Below are 20,937 nucleotides of genomic sequence, written 5' to 3'. Positions count from 1 at the left end.
GCTCAGTCCTCCATCGACAGGAGGGGCTTGCGGGTCCTTCCACCTTCACGATAAGCGCTGAGCGCCCTCTGCCACTCCGCCAGCGGGTACACCGTAACGTCGCTGTACTCACTGCCAGGCAACATCCGCCAGATGCGCTCGAACTCCGCGCGCCACGCCTCAACGCCGAGCGCATCCAGACCGTTTCGGATATGGAACCACGTCACGCGCGGCGCAGGCCGCCGCTGTGTGAAGGCTTGCCCGGAGAGCAGCCCGTAGCAGACAAACATGCCCTGCTCGGGCATCACGCTGAGGATCGCTTCCGCAAGCGGCCCGCCGGTGGCATCGTAGACGATATCGCTACGGGCGGCGACGATGCCGATTCTGTTTGCGTCATGCTGCGCGACAGGCGTGATGCCCATCGCTTCCAGCCGTTCAGCATGCACGGCAGAACGGTGAATGCCATACACCGCTTCCGCCCCCGCCTGACGCGCCCACTGCCCCAGCAGAATGGCGCAATCCGATCCGGCAGCCGTGAGCAAGACCCGCTTTCCACGAGGCGGGTAGCGGGTCAGCATCATCTGCGCCGCCAGCGGGTTGATATAGGCCCGTGCGGCCAGATGTGCGGCGACGGTGTCCGGAACGGGTATCGCATACTCTGCCGGGCAATCAACATAGCGCTGCCAGGTTCCCTGACCGCGCAGCGGCAGGACTCGCTGACCCACAAGATGCTTAAACGAGGCGGGCGCCTCGATGACAACCCCAACACCCTCATACCCCGCGACCGCCGGTAACGGGGTTCGGTGGCGATAGGCACCGGTGATGGGGATAAGATCGGACGCGTTCACCGGAGAAAATAGCATCCGCACGCGGAGCTGTCCCGGCGCAAGCGCGCCCGGGGGCGTGGTTTCAGGTTGCAGAACGGTTTCTGGCTCGCCAAAACGGCGATACCAGAGGGCCAGATTTTCCATTACGATCTCAAGGCTGATAGCGGAACTACTCGCGCCAGCCCATTGCCGGTGCGACATGCTTGAGAATAGACTCAATCACGTGCGCATTATAATCCACACCCAGCTGGTTCGGTACGGTCAGTAAGAGCGTGTCCGCCTCGGCAATCGCCTCGTCTTTTTTCAGCTGTTCAACCAGCTTGTCCGGCTCCGCGGCATAGCTTCGCCCGAAGATGGCGCGCGTTTTCTCATCAAGGTAACCCACGCTATCGCTGTCGTTCCGGCTGGCACCGAAATACATCCGGTCACGGTCGTCCATCAGCGCAAAAATACTGCGGCTGACCGACACCCGCGGCTCGCGCGTATGCCCTGCGTCTTTCCAGGCCTGACGGTACGCGCGGATCTGTTTTGCCTGCTGAATATGGAACGGCTCACCGGTTTCATCGTCCTTCAGGGTTGAACTTTGCAGGTTCATGCCCAGTTTTGCGGCCCATACGGCCGTCGCATTGGAACCTGCGCCCCACCAGATACGCTCGCGCAGCCCTTCAGAATACGGCTCCAGGCGCAGCAGCCCCGGCGGATTAGGGAACATTGGCTGCGGGTTCGGTTTGGCAAACCCTTCCCCACGCAGCACCTCAAGCAGCACCTCGGTATGACGACGCGCCATGTCCGACTCGTTTTCCCCTTCCTGCGGGACATAGCCGAAATGACGCCAGCCATCAATAACCTGCTCCGGGGAGCCGCGGCTGATGCCGAGCTGCAGGCGACCGCCGGAAATCAAATCCGCCGCGCCCGCATCCTCGGCCATGTACATCGGGTTTTCGTAACGCATGTCGATCACGCCGGTGCCGATTTCGATGGTTTTCGTTTTTGCACCAATAGCGGCCAGCAGAGGGAACGGCGAGCTAAGCTGTCGGGCGAAGTGGTGCACGCGGAAATAGGCGCCGTCTGCGCCCAGCTCCTCAGCCGCCACGGCTAAATCAATGGACTGCAGCAGCGTGTCTGCCGCCGAGCGCGTGCCCGACTGCGGCGAAGGCGTCCAGTGACCAAAGGATAAAAATCCGATCTTTTTCATAACCATTTTTCCTGATAATACGTTGCGTTCTGTCCACTTTACGCATTACCCGATAAGAATAAATGCCGTTTATTTAACGGAAAGCATCAAATAAATTGACAGAATAGCGCGGTTCTTCATTCCGCCCCATAATGGGATATAATCTTCCCCACTCTTTTCATGGCAGGTAAAACCGGCAATGGCTTTGATCCCCAAAAACTACGCGCGGCTGGAAAGCGGCTATCGCGAAAAAGCATTAAAAATCTATCCATGGGTGTGTGGACGCTGCTCGCGCGAGTTTGTCTATTCCAATCTTCGCGAACTCACGGTTCACCATATCGATCACGACCATACCAACAACCCGGAAGATGGCAGCAACTGGGAGCTGTTGTGCCTGTTTTGCCACGATCACGAGCATTCGAAATACACCGAAGCGGATCGGTACGGCACCACCGTGGTCGCCGGGGAAGACGCGCAAAAAGACGTGGGCGTCGCCACGTTTAACCCGTTTGCCGATTTAAAGGCGATGATGGATAAGAAGAAGTAATCCTCTCGCCCCCTCGCTCACATCGTGATCCGCGAATTTAGAATGTCCAGGTGATAGCGGCGGTTGCAGACCCCTCATTACGCCGCATCACTATCGGGCTGTCATTGGCATGGTCGCCAAGCCAGGTATAGTCCGCGCTCAGGACCGTCCCCCAGTGGGCATTGAACTGGTGGCTCCAGGTCAGGCTGGTGTCGACGCCGTAAAATCCACCCGGCGCAGCATAGCGGCGATAGCCGGTGCGGCGGCTCTGCTGCTCGCTGACCCCATACCAGGTATTCAGATAACGGCTGTCGCCAAACAGGGCCGCAGACTGCAAGGCGATCGTGTCCTGGTTATTTTGTACCGGGATCAGCGTAACGGAGGCCTGATAGCTTGCCCCCTGGCTGTCGGTTAACGGCAGCGTCGCTTTGCCTTCCATACTCAGCCATGGCGCGGCCTGCCAGCCGACGGCAAGGCCGGTATTCAGGGTGGCATCAATGTCCCCCATTCCTTTCAGATTGTTTGCGCCCTCACGCCAGCCAGAATTTTTATCAGCCCTTCCGAAGTCGTAGCCCAGCGTGTGTTCGAAATACCAGCCGCTGTCGTTTTGCAGGTCATACCCCACCCCTTTTTGCGCATCAACGAAGAAAGCGCCTTTGCGTCCCTGCAGCACAGGAACCACCTGCCACACCTGCTTGTCTGAGCCTGAGTAACGCGGGGCGTATTGCCCTCCCAGCCCGACGGTTAGGGAATCGGAAGCGGTGCCATCATCCGCCTGCGAGCCGGAAGCCACGGCCATCAGAAGCGGGACGGACATATACAGGACTTTATTTATCGCTATCATACTGCTCTCCATACGGACGCTGGCGCCTCCTGATACGGGGGCGGCCACACAATGTTGGCGCAGTATGATTTGGCTGAATCAATGAATCGTCGGGATAGTGTTAAGAAATGGTCAAGGTGAACGGATGTTGTCCAGAAGAGTGCTTATTATTGAAGATGACGCCGATGCGGCCGGCGTGCTCGAAGCCTATTTACGGCGGGAAAATTACGACGTGACCATTACCGGGGACGGTCATTCCGGGCTGGATATAGCACAGCGGTGGAAGCCAGACCTCATTCTGCTGGACGTGATGCTGCCGGGGCTTAACGGCACCGAAGTGCTGGCTGGCCTGCGTCGTAAAAGCGATGTGCCGGTGATTATGGTCACGGCCATGGGGGATACTCCCGATCGCATTGGCGCCCTGCGGTACGGTGCCGATGATTACGTTGTGAAGCCTTATCATCCGGGCGAAGTGGTGGCTCGGGTGCAGGCGGTGCTGCGGCGCAGCAGTAAAAAAGAGGCTGACGAAGAGATCCTCCGCTGGCAAACGCTGGCGGTGGATGTCGCCGCCATTGTGGCGAGCGTAGACAACGGCGACGACGCGCCCGTGATGCTCGATCTTACGCCAACGGAATTCTCGCTTCTGGCAACGCTGCTGCGCTCTCCCGCACGCCCCTTTTCCCGTCAGTACCTGCTGGAACACTGTCTGCCGGAAAGCGAGGCGCTGGAGCGCGTGGTGGACACCCATATTTATAACCTGCGTAGAAAACTCGAAGCGGCGGGCATCTCCGGCGTGTTGATTAACGTTCGCGGCGTGGGTTACAGGTTCAGACAGCCATGATAAAAAACCGGCACTCCTCTCTGTGGCGCTGGATTTGCGCGCGCATCCTGGCGCTGGCTATCGGCAGCGTGATCGTCATTGCCACCTGCATGTGGCTGCGCTATGCGGTCCAGAACTACTGGATCATGGGCAGGATGCCACCGGCGGTCCGGCAGGAGTTTCTTACGCTCAGCCAGAACCCGCAGGCCAATCCGGCCCGCTTCCACTCGATTGTGGACACCTGGTGGGGCCTGAGCTATTCCACACCCTCCATCGCCTCTGCGGACTGGGTTACGGTGGCCCTGCTGGTGCTGGTGATGATCCCGTTTATCGTGGTGATGGGGCTCAAACACGCCCGACCGCTGGCACTGCAGTTCAGCCGCCTTCGCGATGCGGCAAAGGATGTCGCCGACGGGCAGTTTGGCCGTCAGGCTGAGCTCATCAAGGATGCACCGGCGGAAATGGTCAGCTTTGCGACCGACTTTAACTCCATGACGGGGCAACTCGCCCGCTATGAAAAAGAGCTCCGCGCCTCGCACGTCGCGATGGCGCACGAGCTGCGCTCGCCCCTGACGGCCGCCATTGGTCGTCTGCAGGGCATGTTGGACGGCGTGTTTGATGCCAGCCCGGCACAGCTGGGCATGGTGATGAAACAGCTTCAGCACCTCAACCGCCTCACCGATGAGCTTCACCTTCTCTCGCTCGCCGACGCGGGTAACCTCGTGCTGGAGGACCAGCCGTTTTGCCTCGATGAGCTGATTCAGGAGCGAGCTGCCTGGATCATGCCCGAGGCTGACGCGCATCATTTTCGGATAACGTTTCGCAACCCGCGCACCAGCCCCTTCAGAGGCGATGCGTTCCGTCTTGGACAGGTCGTTACCATCCTCATGGAAAATGCGCTACGTTACGGGCGCGATGGCGGCCACCTTGAGGTGGCGCTGCACTACGCCAGCGGTCATTACATCCTCGAATTTACCGATGACGGGCCGGGCGTGTCGCCCCAGTTCTTACCGGAAATGTTTAAACGCTTTAGCCGCGAGGAGCAGTCCCGCGCGCGGCATTCCGGCGGCAGCGGCCTCGGTTTGTCCATCGCCCGGGCGATTTGCCAGGCGCATGGGGGTGAGATTAGCGCGTCATTATCCAAAACGGGCGGCCTCGCCGTGCGCATTTTTTTGCCCTGGCACCCGTCCGGTAATGAAAATATCCACTCTTGATAAAGCCTTGACAGAACGTCGAATCTTTCTCGACGTAGCGCGCATTTAATAACGCCATTCCCTTTATGGAGCGGCGTTATGTCAGACGAATTTTTTCTCTCCCTCCGCCACTGCCTGCATCATTTGTACGGCGTGGCGCGCAACCTTTCCTGGCTGCATTTTCTTCCCCTGGCCCTGCTTGCGCTGGCGATTTTTCCGCTGACCGGCTGCGGTGATAAACACGAAAACAAACCTGACCCAGTGCGTAAGGTACGCTACGTCGTCGTTGGCTCCGCCCAATCCCCTCCCGCGCTGGAAAGAACCGGTGAGATCCATGCCCATGATGAAACGACCCTGAGCTTTCGTACCGGAGGCCGGATACTGACGCGCAGCGTTGATATTGGCGACCGGATCACTGCCGGACAGCTACTGGCCACGCTTGATAATACGACCGGGAAAAACCAGCTCGACAGCGCCGCGGCCGACTATGAAGGTGCCAAAGCCTCTGCTCAGGTCGCCGCGATTAACGTCAGTCGCATGCAAAAGCTTATGCCAACGGGTGCGATAGCCCGCACGCAGCTCGACAGCGCCCGTGCGGACTGGCTTGTCGCCCGCGCGCGCTTAAAAAGCAGCGAGGCCGCCTGGCGAAATGCTCGCGAAAGCCTCGGCTGGACGCGCCTGATCGCGCCACAAGCGGGCGTCATCACGGCCGTGAGCGCCTCAGCGGGGCAGGTTGTCAGCGACGGCCAGTCCGTGCTGACGCTGGCGACCGGAGAAGGTCGCGACGTGGCGTTTGATATTGCTACTCCGGATGCGATTCCGCCTCTGGATAAGACAGAATTGCGGGTTTCCCTCCTCAGCGACCCGTCGGTACAGGCCTCTGCCGTACTGCGGGATATTACCCCGCAGGCCGATCCTCAGACCCGCACCTGGCGCGTCAGAGCGACCCTGCAAAACCCGCCGGAGGCCATGGCGCTGGGTGCCAGCGTCACCGTGACGTTGCCCTCCGCCGCCCCGCACGGGTACCCCCTTCCCGCGTCGGCGCTGACCCGCGTCGGCGACAAACCGGCCGTTTTTGTCATTACCCCGCGGTCGCAGGCGCAGCTGCGCGCGGTAGTGCCCGCGAGCTATACGGCCTCCTCCGTCATGATTGCCTCCGGCCTTGAGCCCGGCGACAGGGTGATTACGGCGGGCGTGAGCACATTACGATCCGGCGAGCCGGTGGTGCCAGGGGAGGTTCAGCCATGAGTACCGGAGCGGAAGCCAAATTTAACCTCTCCGCCTGGGCGCTTAAGAACCAGCAGATGGTCAGCTTTTTCATGCTGCTGGTGATTGCGATGGGCGTGTTCTGCTATGAGAAGCTGCCGCGTAACGAAGATCCGGCGTTCACCATTAAAACGGCCGTCGTCTCCGCGCAGTGGCCGGGAGCCTCCGTGACGGATACCACCCGCCTGCTGACCGATACGCTTGAAAAAAAGCTGCAGGAAACGCCCTGGCTGGACTATCTCGAAAGTGAAACCCGTGCCGGACGCACCGTTATCCACGTCAACCTCCGTGACGATACGCCCCCGCAACGCGTGCCCGATATCTGGTATCAGGTTCGCAAAAAAATGCAGGACATCGCGCCGTCCCTGCCTGACGGGGTGCAGGGCCCTGCCGTGGACGACGAGTTTGACGACACGTTCGGCACTATTTATGCCTTTATTCCCGACGGTTTTACCCTGCGGGAGGTGCGGGATCGCGCAGAGACAATACGTCGCGAGCTCATGTCCCTGCCGGATATGGGTAAGACCACCCTGCTGGGCGAACAGCAGGAGCAGTGGGTCCTCGCCTTTTCTCCGGCACGTCTGGCCGGTATGGGGCTCGATATTCAGGAAGTTGCCGACGCCCTCCGGGCGCAAAACGCGGTTGTCCCGGCTGGCGTTATGCGAACCGGGCAGGAGAACATGGCGATAAAGGTCAGCGGAGCGCTCACCACCGAAGAGAGCTTACGCGCCGTCACGCTGCACGTTAACAATCGCTATATTCCGCTGACCGATATTGCCACCGTCACCCGTGAAATCGCCGAGCCACCGGCTCCGGCCTACCGGGTGAACGGCAAGCCGGCTATCGGGCTGGCGGTGTCGATGGCGCCGACAGGCAACATGCTGCGTTTCGGCGCTGCGCTGAATGCCAGAATGGCGACCCTCAGCGCCGGGCTGCCGCACGGTATCGAGATGGTGAAAGTCGCCGATCAGTCCGCGGTGGTGAGTGACGCGGTAAGCGGGTTTATCCGGGTGCTTATCGAAGCCGTTGTTATCGTGCTGGCGGTTTCATTTGTCTCGCTGGGTTTACGGGCCGGACTGGTGGTGGCGACGGCCATTCCGCTGGTGCTCGCCATGACGTTTGCCGGCATGATGCTCGCAGGTATTGGCCTTCAGCGTATCTCGCTCGGGGCGCTGATCATCGCCCTGGGCCTGCTGGTGGATGACGCCATGATCGCCGTCGAAACGATGGTCTCCCGGCTGGAAGCGGGGGATTCCCGTCGGCACGCGGCCACCTATGCATTCAAAACGACGGCCTTCCCGATGCTCACCGGGACTCTGGTAATGATTGCCGGTTTTATTCCCGTTGGTTTTGCGGCCTCCAGCGCCGGTGAATACTGTTTTTCCCTCTTTGCGGTGGTGCTCATTGCCCTGCTCTGCTCCTGGGTTGTCGCGATCTTGTTTTCCCCGCTAACGGGCACGTGGCTGCTGCCGGAAACAGTCAGACATCACGCGGCAGAACCCGGAAGGATCGCGCGCGTGTACGGACGGCTTTTACGCCTGGCATTGCGTCACCGGGTCGCTACCGTGCTGCTCGCCCTTTCCGCGCTGGGGCTGTCAGCGTACGGCACGACGTTTATGCAGGGCGAGTTTTTCCCCGCCTCGGATCGGCCCGAGCTGCTGGTCAGCCTGACGCTTCCGGCTAACGCGTCGCAGCCGGAAACGCTAAGAGAGGTGGAAAAGCTGGAAAAGGCGCTGGCCGGCAACGGCAACATCGATCGCTATTCGACGTACGTCGGGTCGGGCGCCATCCGTTTTTACCTGCCGATGGACGTGCTGCTGGAAAATGAAAATATCGCCCAGATGGTCGTGGTGGCTAAGGATCTTGAGGCGCGGGATCGTCTGCATGCGCAGCTCAACAGGCTCCTGGCGACGCAGTTTAGCGACATCATCACGCGCGTGTCGCCCCTTGAGCTGGGGCCGCCCGTCGGCTGGCCCATCAAATACCGGGTGAGCGGGCCGGATTATCTGCAGGTTCGGGCGTTGGCGAACCGTCTCACGGACGCGATTGGCCGCTCCCCGTTCTCACGCGACGTTAACCAGACGGCCGGAGAGCCTGAAAGGGTCATCACCCTTAAGGTGAATCAGACGACGGCCAGGGCGGCGGGAATATCGTCAGAAAGCCTCGCCCGCACGCTGAACACCGTCTGGTCCGGCAGCGTTGTCACCTCCATCAGGGATAACGACCGCCTTGTCGACGTGGTGCTGCGGGCCACGGACGATGCACGTCACAGCACCGCCACCCTCTCCTCGCTCACGATTCAGGGGAATGACGGTAAAAAAATTCCGCTCAGCGCCGTCGCGACGCCGGCCTGGGGCGTGGACGATCCGGTCATCTGGCGTCGCCAGCGCGTGCCCTTTATCACGGTGCAAACCGACCTTGCCCCGGGCCTGAAGGCTGAAGCGGTATCCGCGGCGCTGCGTCCGGCGGTCGACAAGCTGCGCGCGAGCCTGCCCGCAGGTTACAGCATTGAAGAGGGCGGCGCGGTTGCCGAATCGGACAAGGGGAACAGCTCCGTCTTTACCGTTCTTCCGGTAACGCTGGCCCTCATGCTGTTGCTGCTGATGCTTCAGCTGCGGCGATATTCCCGGATGCTGCTGGCCCTCCTGATGGCCCCGTTTGGCCTGCCGGGGATCGTGCTGGCTATGCTGCCCGGCGGCACGCCGATGGGGTTTGTCGCGCTGCTGGGCGTCATCGCCCTGGCGGGGATGATCGTGCGCAACGCGGTGATACTGATTAGCGAAGTTGACAGCAATCTTGCTCAGGGGATGGCAAACGATGCCGCAATTATGGCGGCCGCGGAGCACCGGGCCAGACCCATCTGTCTGACCGCCTGCGCCGCCATTCTGGGCATGATCCCGATCTCTCATCAGGTCTTCTGGGGGCCAATGGCCTATGCCATTATCGGCGGGCTGCTGGCTGCGACGCTGGTGACGCTGACCGTGTTACCCGCGTCGTTTAGCCTGCTGTTACAGTGGGGAGCTCAGCGCAACGCCGCAGAAGACGGACTGCGCTGAGGCTCCACCGTTTCCCGGCAGATTACGCGGCGGTCAGCGCAAAACGGTCTTTCAGGACATGGCGGATTTCCTCCTCCGCCAGCTGCCGCGTTTCAGTGCCGTTCGCCGTGATGGTTTTCAGCACATCGCCCAGCAAAATCTGGCGTCCCTCCGGGCTGTGCTGCACCACCACCCTCTTCTGCACAAAGATGGCATCCGGGTGCGTGGAGTTAAGGTAGTTGGCCGGAACGAAATCAATCCATTCCTGAGGGGTGAGATCAAAGCCGTACTGCCGGGCCCACTCTCCCTCAACCTTCGCCTCAAGCAAATACTCACCCTCCGCGCTGCGGCTCAGTCGGAACGTGTCGAAATCCTGTACGATCTCAACATCAAGCGTGTCCAGCGCCATCGGCGCACGAATACCGTAGCTGCCGAAACCGAGGTCGCAAAGCCACTGTCGGCTATCTACCTCAGCAACGATCGCCATGTGGGTTTTCGGCCGCCGCGCGGGGTAGAACATCGGGCGCGCCGCCACGAAGCGGTAAGGGATCCCTAACGCCTCCAGCGCCATGGCAAAAAGCCCGTTTACCTCATAGCAGTAGCCGCCGCGCCCCTGCGTTAACACCTTATCGGCGATATCGTCTGGCGCCAGCGAGACAATTTTCCCCGCCTGAACGTCCAGATTTTCAAAGGGAACGGAAAAGAGCTGACGGCGCATGAGTGCATGCAGGGTGGCCGTATCGGCACCCGCCGGTCCGGTATAGTTTATGCGTTTGAAATAGGTGGAAATGTTGAAGTTATCGCTTTGCATAATGCCTCCTTGTCCTGAACATGCCGGACACTATAGATGGCGCGCATCAATGGCTGTATAGTCAGTTTTATCGAAAATTAGCCTGAACAGTTACCCATGTCTGCCCCGTCCCGGTCCTCTCCTCACTATCGCCGTATTGCGGATATGCTGCGTCTTACCATTACGTCCGGCGCGCTGCGCGCCGGTGACAGGATGATCTCCGCGCGCAAACTGGCCGAACGCGAGCGCGTTAGCCTTCCGACGGCGCTGGAGGCCCTTCGCTGCCTTGAGGCTGAGGGGCTGATCGTTGCGCGCCCGCGTTCAGGCTATTACATCCGTCTGACCAGCCAGCCTCCGCGTGCGGAGCCCGCGCGTTCCCCACCCGGCCCGGTCCCCGTCACGATGTCCGCCGTGGCCCGGTCGCTGTTCAGCAGTGCAGAAGCCCGGCTGATCCCGCTGGGCGCCGCCCTGCCCGATCCCGCGTGGCTGCCGGGAGATGCGCTGCAGCGGGCGTTACACTCTGCGGGCCGTCGTCTGGACGCACATGGACAGAGCTACAGCCTGCCTCCGGGAAGGCGGGATTTGCGAAGTAAAATTGCCGCGCGCTCTGCGCAGTGGGGAGCCCGTTTCAGTGCGGACGATCTCATTATTACCGCAGGCGCGACGCAGGCGCTGCGCCTGGCCCTTCGGGCCGTATGCCAGCCGGGAGATGTGGTGGCGATTGAGCAGCCCGCCTACTTTGGCACGCTCCTGCTGCTGGAGGATTTAGGCCTGAAGGCCTTAGCGGTCCCCACCGACCCTGCAGAAGGCCTGCTGCTGGAACCGCTGGCGGACGCCATCCGCTGCCACCGCCCCGCGGCCGTTCTGGCCTCGCCCACCGTGCAAAACCCGTTGGGTGCCAGCATGCCCGTCGCGCGCAAGCAGGAACTGGTTTCTCTGCTTGAAGAAGCCGGTATTCCTCTGATTGAGGACGACGTTTACGGTGACCTGGTCGGCGAGGGGCAACGCCCTCCGGCCTGCAAGGCATTCGACCAGAGCGGAAATGTGATCTACTGCAGCTCCCTGTCTAAAACGCTTGCGCCGGGGTGGCGAATCGGCTGGATTGCCGCCGGACGCTACTCCCCGCAGGTCTTGCAGGCCCGCATGGCCGGAGACTGGGCCGGTGCGCCGCTGCTGGAAGCGGCGACGAGCGACGTCCTGGCAAGCGGCGACTACGATCGTCACCTGCGGCGGCTGAAGCGGCGGATCGCAGAGGGCGTTCGCGCCGTCGTGGCACAGGTCAAGGCGAGCTTTCCACCCGGTACATGCGTTAACGTGCCCGCTGCCGGTTTCCTGCTGTGGGTAGAACTGCCTCAGCAGGTCAACGCGCTGGAGGTGCATCGTCGCGCGCTGGCGCTGGGTATAGGCGTCAGCCCCGGTCCCCTGTTTTCCCCTGCCGCCGAATTAACGCACTTTCTGCGGCTGAACTGCGCAAACGAACCCACGCCCCGCCTGCTGAACGCCGTGGAACAAATTGGTGCGCTGTGCCACGAGCTGGCCGTTTTCACACAAGACTCTCCAGCCACTCGGTAAAAACCCGCACCTTGCGGGAGAGGTGACGGTGTGGATAGAGCAGTGACAGCTTGCGGTCCGGCGAGCGATAGCCTGGCAAGACTTCAACCAGAAGACCGCGGTCTATGTAAGGCTGGAGAAAAAGATTCATCCCCTGCATTAACCCCAGCCCGGCCAGGCCTGCCGCGATGTAGGCCTCGGAGTTATCCACGACAAGCTTACCGGGCAGGGTAATCTCCGCGATGCCTTCTGGCGTGGTAAACGTCCACGGATGAATGTGTCTGCTGCGGTTATTAATCCAGTTGATGGCCTGATGCTTGCGTAAATCATCCGGCGTTTCTGGCGTACCGTGTTTTGCCAGCCAGGCCGGGCTGGCGCAGGTCGTGATTTTGATATTCCCGATTTTACGCGCAATATAATCGCCGTCCTCCAGCTCACCCACCCGCAGCACGCAGTCCAGTCCATCCCGCAGCATATCCCGACGGCGGTCAGAGCTGCTCAGAATGATGTCGATCCCGGGATGCTGACGATAAAAGTCAGGCAGATTGGGTATCACCCGCAGCGTTGCAAACGAGACCGGCATATCGACTCTAAGCTGGCCATGTATTGCCCGATCCGTACCAAACGACTCCAGTAATTCGTCCGCCTGCGCCAGCAGGGGTTTACTGCGGCGATAAAACGCTTCCCCATCCGGCGTCAGGTTAATCCGACGCGTGGTGCGCTGCAGGAGCCGCGTGCCGCTGTGTTGCTCAAGAAGCTGCAGCGCTTTGGTGACCGCCGGGCGATGGATCTGCAGATTCTCCGCCGCCTGGGTAAGACTGCCTGACTCGACAATTTCAATAAAAATCCGAATAGATTCAAAGAGGTTTATTTGCATAAGGGATGTTTTTGCCGCGAGCAGGATAAAGTTATTGTTATTAATCTTATAACAGTGATGAATATTTTTGGCTATTTTTCCTAACAATACTGCGCCCTACACTCTTCCCCATTCAAACGTAAGGGAGAGTCTGCTATGAAAAATAACCGTATTTGTCAGATCCTGGGTATCGAAAAACCTGTTATTCAGGGGCCATTGTCCTGGCTTACTGACGCCCGCCTGGTCGCTGCGGTCAGCAATGCCGGAGGGCTCGGCGTGCTGGGGCCCAACGCTGGGTTAACCGCCGATACCGCGGTTTCCACGCCGGAAGAGACCGCCGAAAAAATGCGTGAAGAAATTCGAAAAACCAAACGGCTGACCGAAAAACCGTTTGGTGTGAACCTGATCCCTACCGCCGTTAATGACGTCTGGACAGGGCCTATCCTTCAGGTGGTAAAAGAGGAAGGCGTCAGGGTCGTGGTGTATACGGGCTACGGGGAAGGCAGCATTATTCCCGCGCTGTTCAATGAGTTAAAAGAGGCAGGTATCGCCATTATCTACCGCGACATCAACCCAACGCCGGAAAACACCCTTCTGGCTGAAGAGATGGGGGCAGACATTATCGTCGCCACCGGTTTTGACGAGGGCGGAACATTGCCCGCAACGGTGCTTGGCACCTTTTCCATCGTGCCGCTGATTGCCGACGCCGTGAAGCATATTCCGGTGATGGCCGCGGGCGGCATTACCGATAATCGCACCGCCAGAGCGGCGCATGCGTTAGGCGCTGAAGGCGTGTTTGCCGGTTCGGTCTTTATCAGCAGCGAAGAAAGCCGCGTGCCGCAGGGAGTCAAAGAGAAAATTGTTGCCGCCAACGGCCTGGACCTGCTGCTTTTCCGGACCGTGCCCCATTACTACCGCTCTCTACCCGGCAAGCTGGCGGAAAAACTGGCGGCGATGGATAAAGCAGGCGCAAGCAACGAAGCGCTGGGCAAGGCGATGGGAGGATTACGGGGCCTGCGCCTGGGCATGCTGGAAGATAACACCGATGAAGGCTATATCGCGCTCGGCACGGGGATTGGGAACATCCACAGCGTGAAAAGCGTGGCCGAGATCGTCAATATGTTAGCGGTTGAGTAAGCCCCTGGCGTCCTGACGGTTATCAGGACGCCCTGTGTTCTCAGGGAATAATCCGCGCGGCTCTCATCTGCGCGAACAGGCTGAAAAACATCTCATCGGTCGCCTGCATTTGCGTAAAACCCGCCCTGCGCAGCTTGCTCCCGTCACCGAACATGTCGTAATCCCAGCTAAAGACAAAATCGGCAAACCGCCCGTCGCTCAGCTGCAGAATATCCGCTTCCACCAGCCGCTCTTCGGCAAGTTCGCGCCATACGCCGCGATAGTCGTTAAACAGCTGATGAAATGACAGCCTCACCGGCGGCGCAGAGTCCAGTTCAAACCAGCGTGCGATGCGCGGCCACAGCTCGCTCCAGCGCCAGATATCGCCATTGTTTACGTTGAAGGCCTGATTCTGTGCCGCAGGTGACGCGGCGGCCCACAGCGTGGCCTCGGCCAGCAGCCCGGCGTCGGTATGATCCACAATGCTGTGCCAGGTCTGTTCTGAACCGGGAAAACGCAGCGGTAAACCCAACGCCTTGCACAGGGAGGCGTACAGGGCGATGCTCAGCGCAAGGTTCATGGCATTGCCCGGCACCGCGCTCCCCACCACGCCCGGCCTGATGGCATTCCAGTGCCAGCGTTTTCCCCGCTGAAACTGGCTGAGCCACGTGAGCTGTGCGGCGTTAAACTCGGCCCCCGGCACGCCGGGATCGCTTTCCCGCGCCGGGGTTTTAAACGGCCCCAGATGCGCGCCGTAGACCTTGTACCCCTGCATCAGGCTTATCGTCTGCAAAGGTGCCGCTGTTTCGAGGGTGCTGACCAGATTGCGCAGCATGGTGACGTTCGGCTCAACCATGTCCGTCCAGTTCGCCGCGTTCGCCCAGGCGCTGTAAAAGATGTGGGTGACACCGTTCAGGGAGCGCAGCGCCCGGGCGCTGTCCTGTTCATCCAGTAAATCGACCTTGACCATCGGAATGCCGTCAGGATGCGATCCGGCATGACGGCTGAGGCCAATCACCTCCCACTGATGGTTCAGGAGCGTGTTGACCAGCTGCCTGCCGACAATGCCGCTGGCGCCCGCGACCAGGGCGACGTTGTGTTGCTGCCTCTTACTCATGGTGTTTCTCCGGAAAGGGTGACAGCCACAGTGTGATATATTATTTTTTCTGCAAATACTCCCTGAAATCGATGGCACTTATAAGCAGAATCATTAAATGAATAACAAGCTCACCGCCATTTCTACCTTTCTACGCGTCGCTGAAGCAGGCTCGTTCTCAGCGGCCGCCCGTCAGACCGGGATTAAGCAGTCCGCCGTCAGTCAACAGATCGCGGCGCTTGAGGAAGCGCTTGGTGTGGTATTGCTGCACCGAACGACGCGTACGATGAAGCTGACCGAACAGGGTGAACGTTACCGGCGTGATATGCAGCTTGTGCTGGACGCCATGGGGGAAGCGGAGAGGCGTTTACATCCTGCCGATCATAGCGTTCAGGGACGCGTCCATGTCCAGTTACCGAGCGGCCTGGGTCAGATCTTTTTACCGCATCTGCTGGCGCTGCAGCGCCTGCATCCCGAACTGCAGCTGATGATTTCTCTCGATGACCGCCTTGCCGATCTGGTGACGGAGGGCGTGGATATCGCGATACGGCTGGGCAGCGAGCCTCCGCAGGCGCATGCGGCTCGCGTGCTGGGGCGTATTGAGGCGGCGCTGTTTGCCGCTCCCGATTTTCAGGCGGTACACGCCGTCAGCGAGCTGGCGACGCTCCCACACGTGCGGTTCAGCGGCATTCCGCTGGATGCCCCCCTGCGCCTGATTTCTGACGAGGAAACGGTCGAGGTCAACGTGAATACCGTTTTCCGTGCCAACACCAGCGACGCGCTGCTGCAGGCGCTGGAATCCGGCATGGGTATCGGCGGCATGCAGCGACCGCTCGTGGCCAGAGCGCTGCAGGTGGGCACGCTGGTACCGGTGCTGCCCGACTGGCGGTTACCCGATCGCTTCCTCTATGCCGTTTATCCTGATGCCCGCTTTATTCCGCAGCGCGTCAGAAAGGTCGTCAGCGTGATTGAGCAGTTACTGCCTGAAATAATAAAGAAATGCTGATGATTCCCCCCCGTAAATTACGTGCATTTTTCAACCGCCAGGAATAGAGTATTTTTACCGTATCCCCTTTTTCTGGAGCACTTATGCCGGAGTACTGTTTTTTCCAAAAAGGCCCAAACCTCATAGCAATCGAAAGCGCAAACACCGATGCGGCTGCACAGCTCATCGCCCAGGGGTTCGAAAAACAGTTCGAGGAGATCGGCGCCGCGGATGAAAAAGAGGCGCTTACTCGCCTTACCGATATCCGTAAAAATAGTGAGATCGATCGTCATAACTTCCTGGCCGGTGCGGGCGAAATGCCGCTGATCGGCGTGCTGGCGGCTGCGGCAACCTGGTTGATTCAAAAGAAATAACGCAACGATACTCTACCTCGCCACCGGCAAATCGGCGTACCGCGTTGTATAGGCCGGTGACAACATTTCCCGTTTCATCGCCCACGGTTTCTCAATACCCTGCCCGGCAAACCATATCTTCCCTTTGCCGGAATGATTCAGGCTGTCGATCGTTTCCATCAGCGCCGCGCTGTTGGCGCGCAGGCGATTATCGTCAAACAGGTTAAGCTGGGCGACACCGCTGCTGAAAAAGTCCGCCAGCATGACCCCGGCCTTCATATAGCGATACCCGTCGAGCCATATCCGCCCCAGCGCTTCCGTGGCGGCGCGGATGATATCGCGCGAGTCATTGGTGGGCGTCATCAGGGTGACCGAAGCCTGATTGCCGTAATAAATTTCGTTGTCCGCATGCGGGCTGGTGCGCACAAACACGCTGATAAAACGACAGTATTGATGCTCGCCGCGCAATTTCTCTGCGGCGCGTTCCGCGTAGGCGCAAATCGCCTGGTGCATTTCCTCGTACTGCATAATACGGTGTCCAAACGAACGGCTACAGATAATTTGCTGCTTCGTGGGGGTGAACTCCTCCAGGTCAAGGCAAGGCTCACCGCGAAGCTCGCGGGCCGTACGCTCCAGCACCACGTTAAAATGTTTGCGAATGACCCACGAGGAGGCCTCCGCCAGCTCCAGCGCCGTGGTGATCCCCATCGCGTTGAGCTTTTTCGTGATGCGTCGGCCTACCCCCCACACCTCCTCTACCGGAACCTTTTCCAGCAGTTTACGCTGCCGCTCGCGGCCTGAGAGATCGACCACGCCGCCGGTGCCGGACCACCGTTTCGCCGCATAGTTGGCCAGCTTCGCCAGCGTTTTGGTCGGGGCAATACCGACGCCAACGGTTAATCCCGTATTTTTAAAGACCTGCGAGCGCATCTGGTGACCAAACGCTTCCAGTGACAGGCAGTGACTGACTCCTGAAACGTTCACGAACGCCTCATCAATGGAGTAAATCTCTATTGCCGGGGCGAGATCGGTCAGCGTCTGCATTACCCGACTGCTGAGATCGGCATACAGCGCATAATTCGAGCTAAAGACGTAAACTTTTGACGGATATAGTTTTTGTTTGAATTTAAAATACGGCTCACCCATTTTTATGCCGAACTGCTTTGCCTCCCGCGACAGTGAAATAATGCAGCCGTCGTTATTGGAAACCACCACGATGGGCTTCCCCTCCAGATCGGGGCGGAAGACCCGCTCGCAGGAGGCATAGAAGCTGTTCACATCAACCAGCGCGAACATGTCTATGCGTTTTAAGCGTGTGGGTGACGACGCCGAAGATCTGCAGCTCCTCTTCGGACTGAAAGGTAATCGGCTGATAGCGGACATTATGTGGCAACAACCTCAGAACCGGGCGCGTCTGTAGCTCCTTCACCGTAAACTCACCGGCGACCGACGCCACGACGATATCTCCGTGTTCGGCATTTAACGAGCGGTCAACCACCAGCAGATCGCCATCGCCGATCCCCGCCCCAATCATGGAGTCTCCACTCACCTTAATAAAATAGGTCGCACTGGGGTGCCTTACTGCCAGCCGGTTAAGATCGAGACGATCCTCCACATAATCCTGTGCCGGGCTGGGGAACCCACAGGCAACACGTTCTAAAAACAAAGGTAATTCAATGATTTGTTTTGGTTGATAAGAAAAGAGAGTGTCCATAATGCCTTTCTCGCCGAATACTGTATATAAATACAGTATTACGGATTATGGACAAGGATCAAGGTCATTTCCGGAAGCGGACCCAAACGCGTTGAAGTGTCAGAAGATTTAAAACGCGCAAAGCCCGGAAGCGCATGTCGGGCTTTGCGCCTGTGACGATCAGTCCATCAGCGTATTCAATGTTTCCAGCGCGTCAGGCGGCAGCTGCAGTTCCCCCGCCGCGAGGTTTTGCCGCAGATGCGCCACGGAAGAGGTGCCCGGGATCAGCAGAATATTCGGAGAACGCTGCAGCAGCCATGCCAGCGCAACCTGCATTGCCGTGACGCCCAGTGAATCCGCGACAGCCTTAAGCCCGGAAGATTGCAGCGGCGTAAAGCCGCCCAGCGGGAAGAACGGTACATACGCGATCCCTTGCTGCGCGAGCAGATCCACCAGCGCATCATCACCCCGGTTAACAATGTTGTACATGTTCTGCACGCACACCACCGGCACCATCTTCTGCGCTTCCGCAACCTGGGTGGCCGTGACGTTGCTCAGGCCAATATGCCGCACCAGCCCCTGCCGCTGTAATTCTGCCAGGGTGGAGAGCGGTTCAGCAATCGACCCTTCCGCAGGCCCGTGTGCGCTAAACATGATCCGCAGATTCACCACGTCCAGCACGTCCAGCTGCAGATTACGCAGGTTGTCATGCACCGCCTGCGTCAGTTCCTGTGCGGAAAAGGCCGGCAGCCAGGCGCCTTTGTCGTTGCGACGGGCGCCAATCTTGGTGACGATCGTCAGATCGTCCCGGTAAGGATGAAGCGCCTCGCGGATCAGCTGGTTGGTGACATGAGGACCATAAAAATCACTGGTATCAATATGGTTCACCCCCGCCGTCACCGCCTCGCGCAGCACGTCCAGCGCGGCCTGCTTATCCTTCGGTGGGCCAAAGACGCCCGGCCCGGCGAGCTGCATCGCACCGTAGCCCAGTCTTTTAACCGTCCGCGTCCCGAGCGCGTACGTCCCGCTTTTATCAATGCTGCTCATGTTAACCTTCCTCATAAAAATGATCCGGATTTACAACAGGTTCCTCACCGGAGCCCTTAGTTAAGCGCGAGTTAAATTAAAGTTTAAATTCTATACGACGATAGTATTGGTGTACCTCTGCATCCTTTCTAACGGACGACCGCTATGCTGAAAAATTTGCACGTGATTACCGGTATTATCTTTGCTCTCACCATATTCTGTCTGCTGCAAGTTGTCACGGGAGGGTTGTTCTACTCTGCCGTCAGCAACGATCGCCATAACTTCCAGAATTCCGGCGTGCTCAATGCCCAGCAGGAAAGCCTGAGCGACAGCGTGAACACGCTGGTGAAAACGCGCGTCACCGTCACCCGCGTGGCGATCCGCTACCTGAAAAACCAGCGTGACCCGGCTTCCCTGGCAGCGATCAACAAACTGCTTGGCACCGCAGGCGACTCGCTGGCAAAAGCCGAAGCCTATAACAAAGAGTGGCAGAAGCTGCCGCAGGTTAAGGGCCAGGAGGCGGCATTGACCGACGAGATGCAGAAATCCTGGAACCAGATGCATGAAGTCATGCGTTTATCGATTGAGTATCTGCGCGCCGACAACTATCAGGCCTATGGCGATCTGGATGCGCAGCAGGCGCAGGACGATATGGAAGCGGTCTATAACCGCTGGCGCGCCGAAAACAACACCCTGCTGAAGGCCGCAACCGAAGAGAACCAGAGCAGCTTCACGCAGATGCAGTGGACGCTGGCGGCAATTCTGCTGGCCGTGATCGCGGTTCTGGTGGTCATCTGGCAGGGTTTACAACATCTGCTGTTAAAACCACTCCACTCCATTATGAACCATATTCGCGCCATTGCAGGGGGCGACCTGACGCAGGAGATCGCTATCTCGGGTCGCAATGAGATGGGTCAGCTGGCCGCCGGCCTGCATGAGATGCAGCAGTCGCTGGTAACCACCGTCAGCGCCGTACGCGGAAGTACCGATTCCATCTACACCGGCGCAGGTGAAATTGCCGCGGGGAGCAACGATCTTTCCGCCCGCACCGAGCAGCAGGCCGCCTCGCTCGAAGAGACCGCTGCCAGCATGGAAGAGCTGACCGCGACGGTTAAACAGAACTCCGATAACGCCCGTCAGGCCACGCTGCTGGCGAAAAACGCCTCTGAAACGGCCGCGCGCGGCGGTCACGTCGTGGATAACGTGGTTCGCACCATGAACGAAATCGCCGACAGTTCGCAGCAAATTGCGCATATTACCGGCGTGATCGACAGCATTGCGTTCCAGACCAACATTCTGGCGCTTAACGCCGCGGTGGAAGCGGCACGCGCCGGGGAACAGGGCCGTGGTTTTGCGGTTGTTGCAGGCGAAGTCCGTACGCTGGCGAGCCGCAGCGCGCAGGCGGCGAAAGAGATCAAAGGGCTTATCGAGAACTCTGTCAGCCGGGTGAATACCGGTTCTGAGCAGGTTAGCGAGGCCGGCACCACCATGAAGGAAATTGTCGCCGCCGTCACCCGCGTGACCGATATCATGGGTGAGATTTCATCTGCCTCTGACGAGCAGAGCCGCGGTATTGAGCAGGTGAGCCTGGCCGTTTCGCAGATGGACAGCGTGACGCAGCAAAACGCCGCGCTGGTGCAGGAGTCCGCCACGGCGGCTGCGGCGCTGGAAGATCAGTCCGAGCAGCTGCGCCAGGCGGTGGCCGCGTTTCGCTTGAACGGCAAAGAAAAAGCGGTCGCCCCGCGCCCGGCCAGTCTGAAAACGCCACAGCTGCTGCGCCCGGCGACAACTACCGCCTCTACCGACAGCAACTGGGAAACGTTCTGAG

General features: G+C 59.4%; 19 protein-coding genes. 10 read left to right on the top strand and 9 right to left on the bottom strand.

From position 1 onward, the window contains the following. Positions 1 to 2: 2 nt before the first annotated feature. The gene (locus AB3N39_RS09310) at positions 3 to 950 is read right to left on the bottom strand and encodes a zinc-dependent alcohol dehydrogenase family protein (RefSeq protein ID WP_325813402.1); all 948 of its coding nucleotides are present in this window, start codon (positions 948 to 950) and stop codon (positions 3 to 5) included. A 25-nt stretch (positions 951 to 975) separates the two neighbouring features. After that, positions 976 to 2,001, bottom strand: coding sequence for an LLM class flavin-dependent oxidoreductase (locus tag AB3N39_RS09305; RefSeq protein ID WP_008500518.1), 1,026 nt, complete (start codon positions 1,999 to 2,001; stop codon positions 976 to 978). Positions 2,002 to 2,179: 178 nt separating this feature from the next. On the opposite strand from AB3N39_RS09305, the gene yajD reads away from it, so the two are divergent. Further along, positions 2,180 to 2,527 carry an HNH nuclease YajD gene (gene yajD / locus AB3N39_RS09300; RefSeq protein ID WP_023617218.1) on the top strand — a complete coding sequence of 116 codons (348 nt, stop codon included), beginning with the start codon at positions 2,180 to 2,182 and terminating at the stop codon, positions 2,525 to 2,527. Positions 2,528 to 2,564: 37 nt separating this feature from the next. On the opposite strand, the gene AB3N39_RS09295 is transcribed toward yajD, so the two are convergent. Continuing rightward, positions 2,565 to 3,350, bottom strand: a complete 786-nt coding sequence (locus AB3N39_RS09295) for a MipA/OmpV family protein (protein ID WP_367897236.1) — start codon at positions 3,348 to 3,350, stop codon at positions 2,565 to 2,567. A 124-nt stretch (positions 3,351 to 3,474) separates the two neighbouring features. Here AB3N39_RS09295 and AB3N39_RS09290 point away from each other — a divergent pair, with 124 nt between their 5' ends. The 4 genes from AB3N39_RS09290 to AB3N39_RS09275 all read left to right on the top strand — a co-directional run bounded on the left by AB3N39_RS09290 (position 3,475) and on the right by AB3N39_RS09275 (position 9,664). Further along, complete coding sequence (locus tag AB3N39_RS09290) at positions 3,475 to 4,170, top strand: response regulator (protein WP_133294284.1); 696 nt, start codon at positions 3,475 to 3,477, stop codon at positions 4,168 to 4,170. Further along, positions 4,167 to 5,363, top strand: coding sequence for a cell wall metabolism sensor histidine kinase WalK (locus tag AB3N39_RS09285; protein WP_133294283.1), 1,197 nt, complete (start codon positions 4,167 to 4,169; stop codon positions 5,361 to 5,363). The genes AB3N39_RS09290 and AB3N39_RS09285 overlap by 4 nt, the downstream gene beginning before the upstream one ends. A gap of 78 nt (positions 5,364 to 5,441) precedes the next feature. Continuing rightward, entirely contained in the window at positions 5,442 to 6,590 is a 1,149-nt protein-coding gene (locus AB3N39_RS09280; protein WP_136194762.1) for an efflux RND transporter periplasmic adaptor subunit, read from the top strand. Beyond that, positions 6,587 to 9,664 (top strand): efflux RND transporter permease subunit, encoded by a 3,078-nt coding sequence (locus AB3N39_RS09275; protein WP_367897235.1) that lies wholly within the window; start codon positions 6,587 to 6,589, stop codon positions 9,662 to 9,664. The genes AB3N39_RS09280 and AB3N39_RS09275 overlap by 4 nt, the downstream gene beginning before the upstream one ends. Positions 9,665 to 9,686: 22 nt before the next feature. Here AB3N39_RS09275 and AB3N39_RS09270 read toward each other — a convergent pair whose 3' ends face one another. Beyond that, positions 9,687 to 10,454 (bottom strand): arylamine N-acetyltransferase, encoded by a 768-nt coding sequence (locus AB3N39_RS09270; RefSeq protein WP_367897234.1) that lies wholly within the window; start codon positions 10,452 to 10,454, stop codon positions 9,687 to 9,689. Between the two features lie 96 nt (positions 10,455 to 10,550). On the opposite strand from AB3N39_RS09270, the gene AB3N39_RS09265 reads away from it, so the two are divergent. Further along, entirely contained in the window at positions 10,551 to 12,005 is a 1,455-nt protein-coding gene (locus AB3N39_RS09265; protein WP_367897233.1) for a PLP-dependent aminotransferase family protein, read from the top strand. Here AB3N39_RS09265 and AB3N39_RS09260 read toward each other — a convergent pair. Beyond that, entirely contained in the window at positions 11,977 to 12,861 is an 885-nt protein-coding gene (locus AB3N39_RS09260) for a LysR family transcriptional regulator (protein WP_367897232.1), read from the bottom strand. The two genes, AB3N39_RS09265 and AB3N39_RS09260, sit on opposite strands and share 29 nt — an antisense overlap. Positions 12,862 to 12,996: 135 nt before the next feature. Here AB3N39_RS09260 and AB3N39_RS09255 point away from each other — a divergent pair, with 135 nt between their 5' ends. Continuing rightward, the gene (locus AB3N39_RS09255; protein WP_367897231.1) at positions 12,997 to 13,977 is read left to right on the top strand and encodes an NAD(P)H-dependent flavin oxidoreductase; all 981 of its coding nucleotides are present in this window, start codon (positions 12,997 to 12,999) and stop codon (positions 13,975 to 13,977) included. A 40-nt stretch (positions 13,978 to 14,017) separates the two neighbouring features. On the opposite strand, the gene AB3N39_RS09250 is transcribed toward AB3N39_RS09255, so the two are convergent. Continuing rightward, positions 14,018 to 15,073, bottom strand: coding sequence for an SDR family oxidoreductase (locus AB3N39_RS09250; protein WP_133294276.1), 1,056 nt, complete (start codon positions 15,071 to 15,073; stop codon positions 14,018 to 14,020). Positions 15,074 to 15,170: 97 nt separating this feature from the next. Between AB3N39_RS09250 and AB3N39_RS09245 the strand changes: the two genes are divergently transcribed. Beyond that, positions 15,171 to 16,058, top strand: a complete 888-nt coding sequence (locus tag AB3N39_RS09245; protein WP_133294275.1) for a LysR family transcriptional regulator — start codon at positions 15,171 to 15,173, stop codon at positions 16,056 to 16,058. An 83-nt stretch (positions 16,059 to 16,141) separates the two neighbouring features. Continuing rightward, positions 16,142 to 16,411, top strand: a complete 270-nt coding sequence (locus AB3N39_RS09240) for a hypothetical protein (RefSeq protein WP_126303207.1) — start codon at positions 16,142 to 16,144, stop codon at positions 16,409 to 16,411. 12 nt (positions 16,412 to 16,423) lie between these two features. Here the strand turns inward: AB3N39_RS09240 and umuC are convergent, their stop codons facing one another. The 3 genes from umuC to AB3N39_RS09225 form a co-directional block, all read right to left on the bottom strand. Next, a complete protein-coding gene (umuC, locus tag AB3N39_RS09235) occupies positions 16,424 to 17,686 on the bottom strand; it encodes a translesion error-prone DNA polymerase V subunit UmuC (RefSeq protein ID WP_136194757.1) in 1,263 nt (420 codons plus the stop codon). Further along, on the bottom strand, positions 17,670 to 18,104 hold the full coding sequence (gene umuD, locus AB3N39_RS09230) for a translesion error-prone DNA polymerase V autoproteolytic subunit (RefSeq protein ID WP_133294273.1): 435 nt from the start codon (positions 18,102 to 18,104) through the stop codon (positions 17,670 to 17,672). Before umuD ends, umuC begins: the two co-directional genes overlap by 17 nt. Positions 18,105 to 18,263: 159 nt before the next feature. Next, positions 18,264 to 19,130, bottom strand: a complete 867-nt coding sequence (locus AB3N39_RS09225; protein ID WP_136194756.1) for an aldo/keto reductase family oxidoreductase — start codon at positions 19,128 to 19,130, stop codon at positions 18,264 to 18,266. 144 nt (positions 19,131 to 19,274) lie between these two features. On the opposite strand from AB3N39_RS09225, the gene AB3N39_RS09220 reads away from it, so the two are divergent. Continuing rightward, entirely contained in the window at positions 19,275 to 20,936 is a 1,662-nt protein-coding gene (locus tag AB3N39_RS09220) for a methyl-accepting chemotaxis protein (RefSeq protein ID WP_136194755.1), read from the top strand. Position 20,937: the final 1 nt, after the last annotated feature.

Origin of the sequence: Enterobacter vonholyi (assembly GCF_040834095.1) — a bacterium.
Taxonomy (GTDB): domain Bacteria; phylum Pseudomonadota; class Gammaproteobacteria; order Enterobacterales; family Enterobacteriaceae; genus Enterobacter; species Enterobacter vonholyi.
The sequence above is the reverse complement of the archived record's forward strand: the minus strand, read 5'-3'. Positions and strand labels throughout refer to the sequence as shown.

Coding starts and splice junctions, on each gene's coding strand:
- AB3N39_RS09275 (WP_367897235.1), top strand. CDS start 6,587: ATGAGTACCGGAGCGGAAGCCAAATTTAACCTCTCCGCCTGGGCGCTT.
- AB3N39_RS09225 (WP_136194756.1), bottom strand. CDS start 19,130: ATGAGCAGCATTGATAAAAGCGGGACGTACGCGCTCGGGACGCGGACG.
- AB3N39_RS09265 (WP_367897233.1), top strand. CDS start 10,551: ATGTCTGCCCCGTCCCGGTCCTCTCCTCACTATCGCCGTATTGCGGAT.
- AB3N39_RS09290 (WP_133294284.1), top strand. CDS start 3,475: ATGTTGTCCAGAAGAGTGCTTATTATTGAAGATGACGCCGATGCGGCC.
- AB3N39_RS09220 (WP_136194755.1), top strand. CDS start 19,275: ATGCTGAAAAATTTGCACGTGATTACCGGTATTATCTTTGCTCTCACC.
- AB3N39_RS09245 (WP_133294275.1), top strand. CDS start 15,171: ATGAATAACAAGCTCACCGCCATTTCTACCTTTCTACGCGTCGCTGAA.
- AB3N39_RS09240 (WP_126303207.1), top strand. CDS start 16,142: ATGCCGGAGTACTGTTTTTTCCAAAAAGGCCCAAACCTCATAGCAATC.
- AB3N39_RS09310 (WP_325813402.1), bottom strand. CDS start 950: ATGGAAAATCTGGCCCTCTGGTATCGCCGTTTTGGCGAGCCAGAAACC.
- AB3N39_RS09270 (WP_367897234.1), bottom strand. CDS start 10,454: ATGCAAAGCGATAACTTCAACATTTCCACCTATTTCAAACGCATAAAC.
- AB3N39_RS09285 (WP_133294283.1), top strand. CDS start 4,167: ATGATAAAAAACCGGCACTCCTCTCTGTGGCGCTGGATTTGCGCGCGC.
- umuC (WP_136194757.1), bottom strand. CDS start 17,686: ATGTTCGCGCTGGTTGATGTGAACAGCTTCTATGCCTCCTGCGAGCGG.
- yajD (WP_023617218.1), top strand. CDS start 2,180: ATGGCTTTGATCCCCAAAAACTACGCGCGGCTGGAAAGCGGCTATCGC.
- AB3N39_RS09260 (WP_367897232.1), bottom strand. CDS start 12,861: ATGCAAATAAACCTCTTTGAATCTATTCGGATTTTTATTGAAATTGTC.
- AB3N39_RS09305 (WP_008500518.1), bottom strand. CDS start 2,001: ATGAAAAAGATCGGATTTTTATCCTTTGGTCACTGGACGCCTTCGCCG.
- AB3N39_RS09250 (WP_133294276.1), bottom strand. CDS start 15,073: ATGAGTAAGAGGCAGCAACACAACGTCGCCCTGGTCGCGGGCGCCAGC.
- AB3N39_RS09255 (WP_367897231.1), top strand. CDS start 12,997: ATGAAAAATAACCGTATTTGTCAGATCCTGGGTATCGAAAAACCTGTT.
- AB3N39_RS09280 (WP_136194762.1), top strand. CDS start 5,442: ATGTCAGACGAATTTTTTCTCTCCCTCCGCCACTGCCTGCATCATTTG.
- AB3N39_RS09295 (WP_367897236.1), bottom strand. CDS start 3,350: ATGATAGCGATAAATAAAGTCCTGTATATGTCCGTCCCGCTTCTGATG.
- umuD (WP_133294273.1), bottom strand. CDS start 18,104: ATGGACACTCTCTTTTCTTATCAACCAAAACAAATCATTGAATTACCT.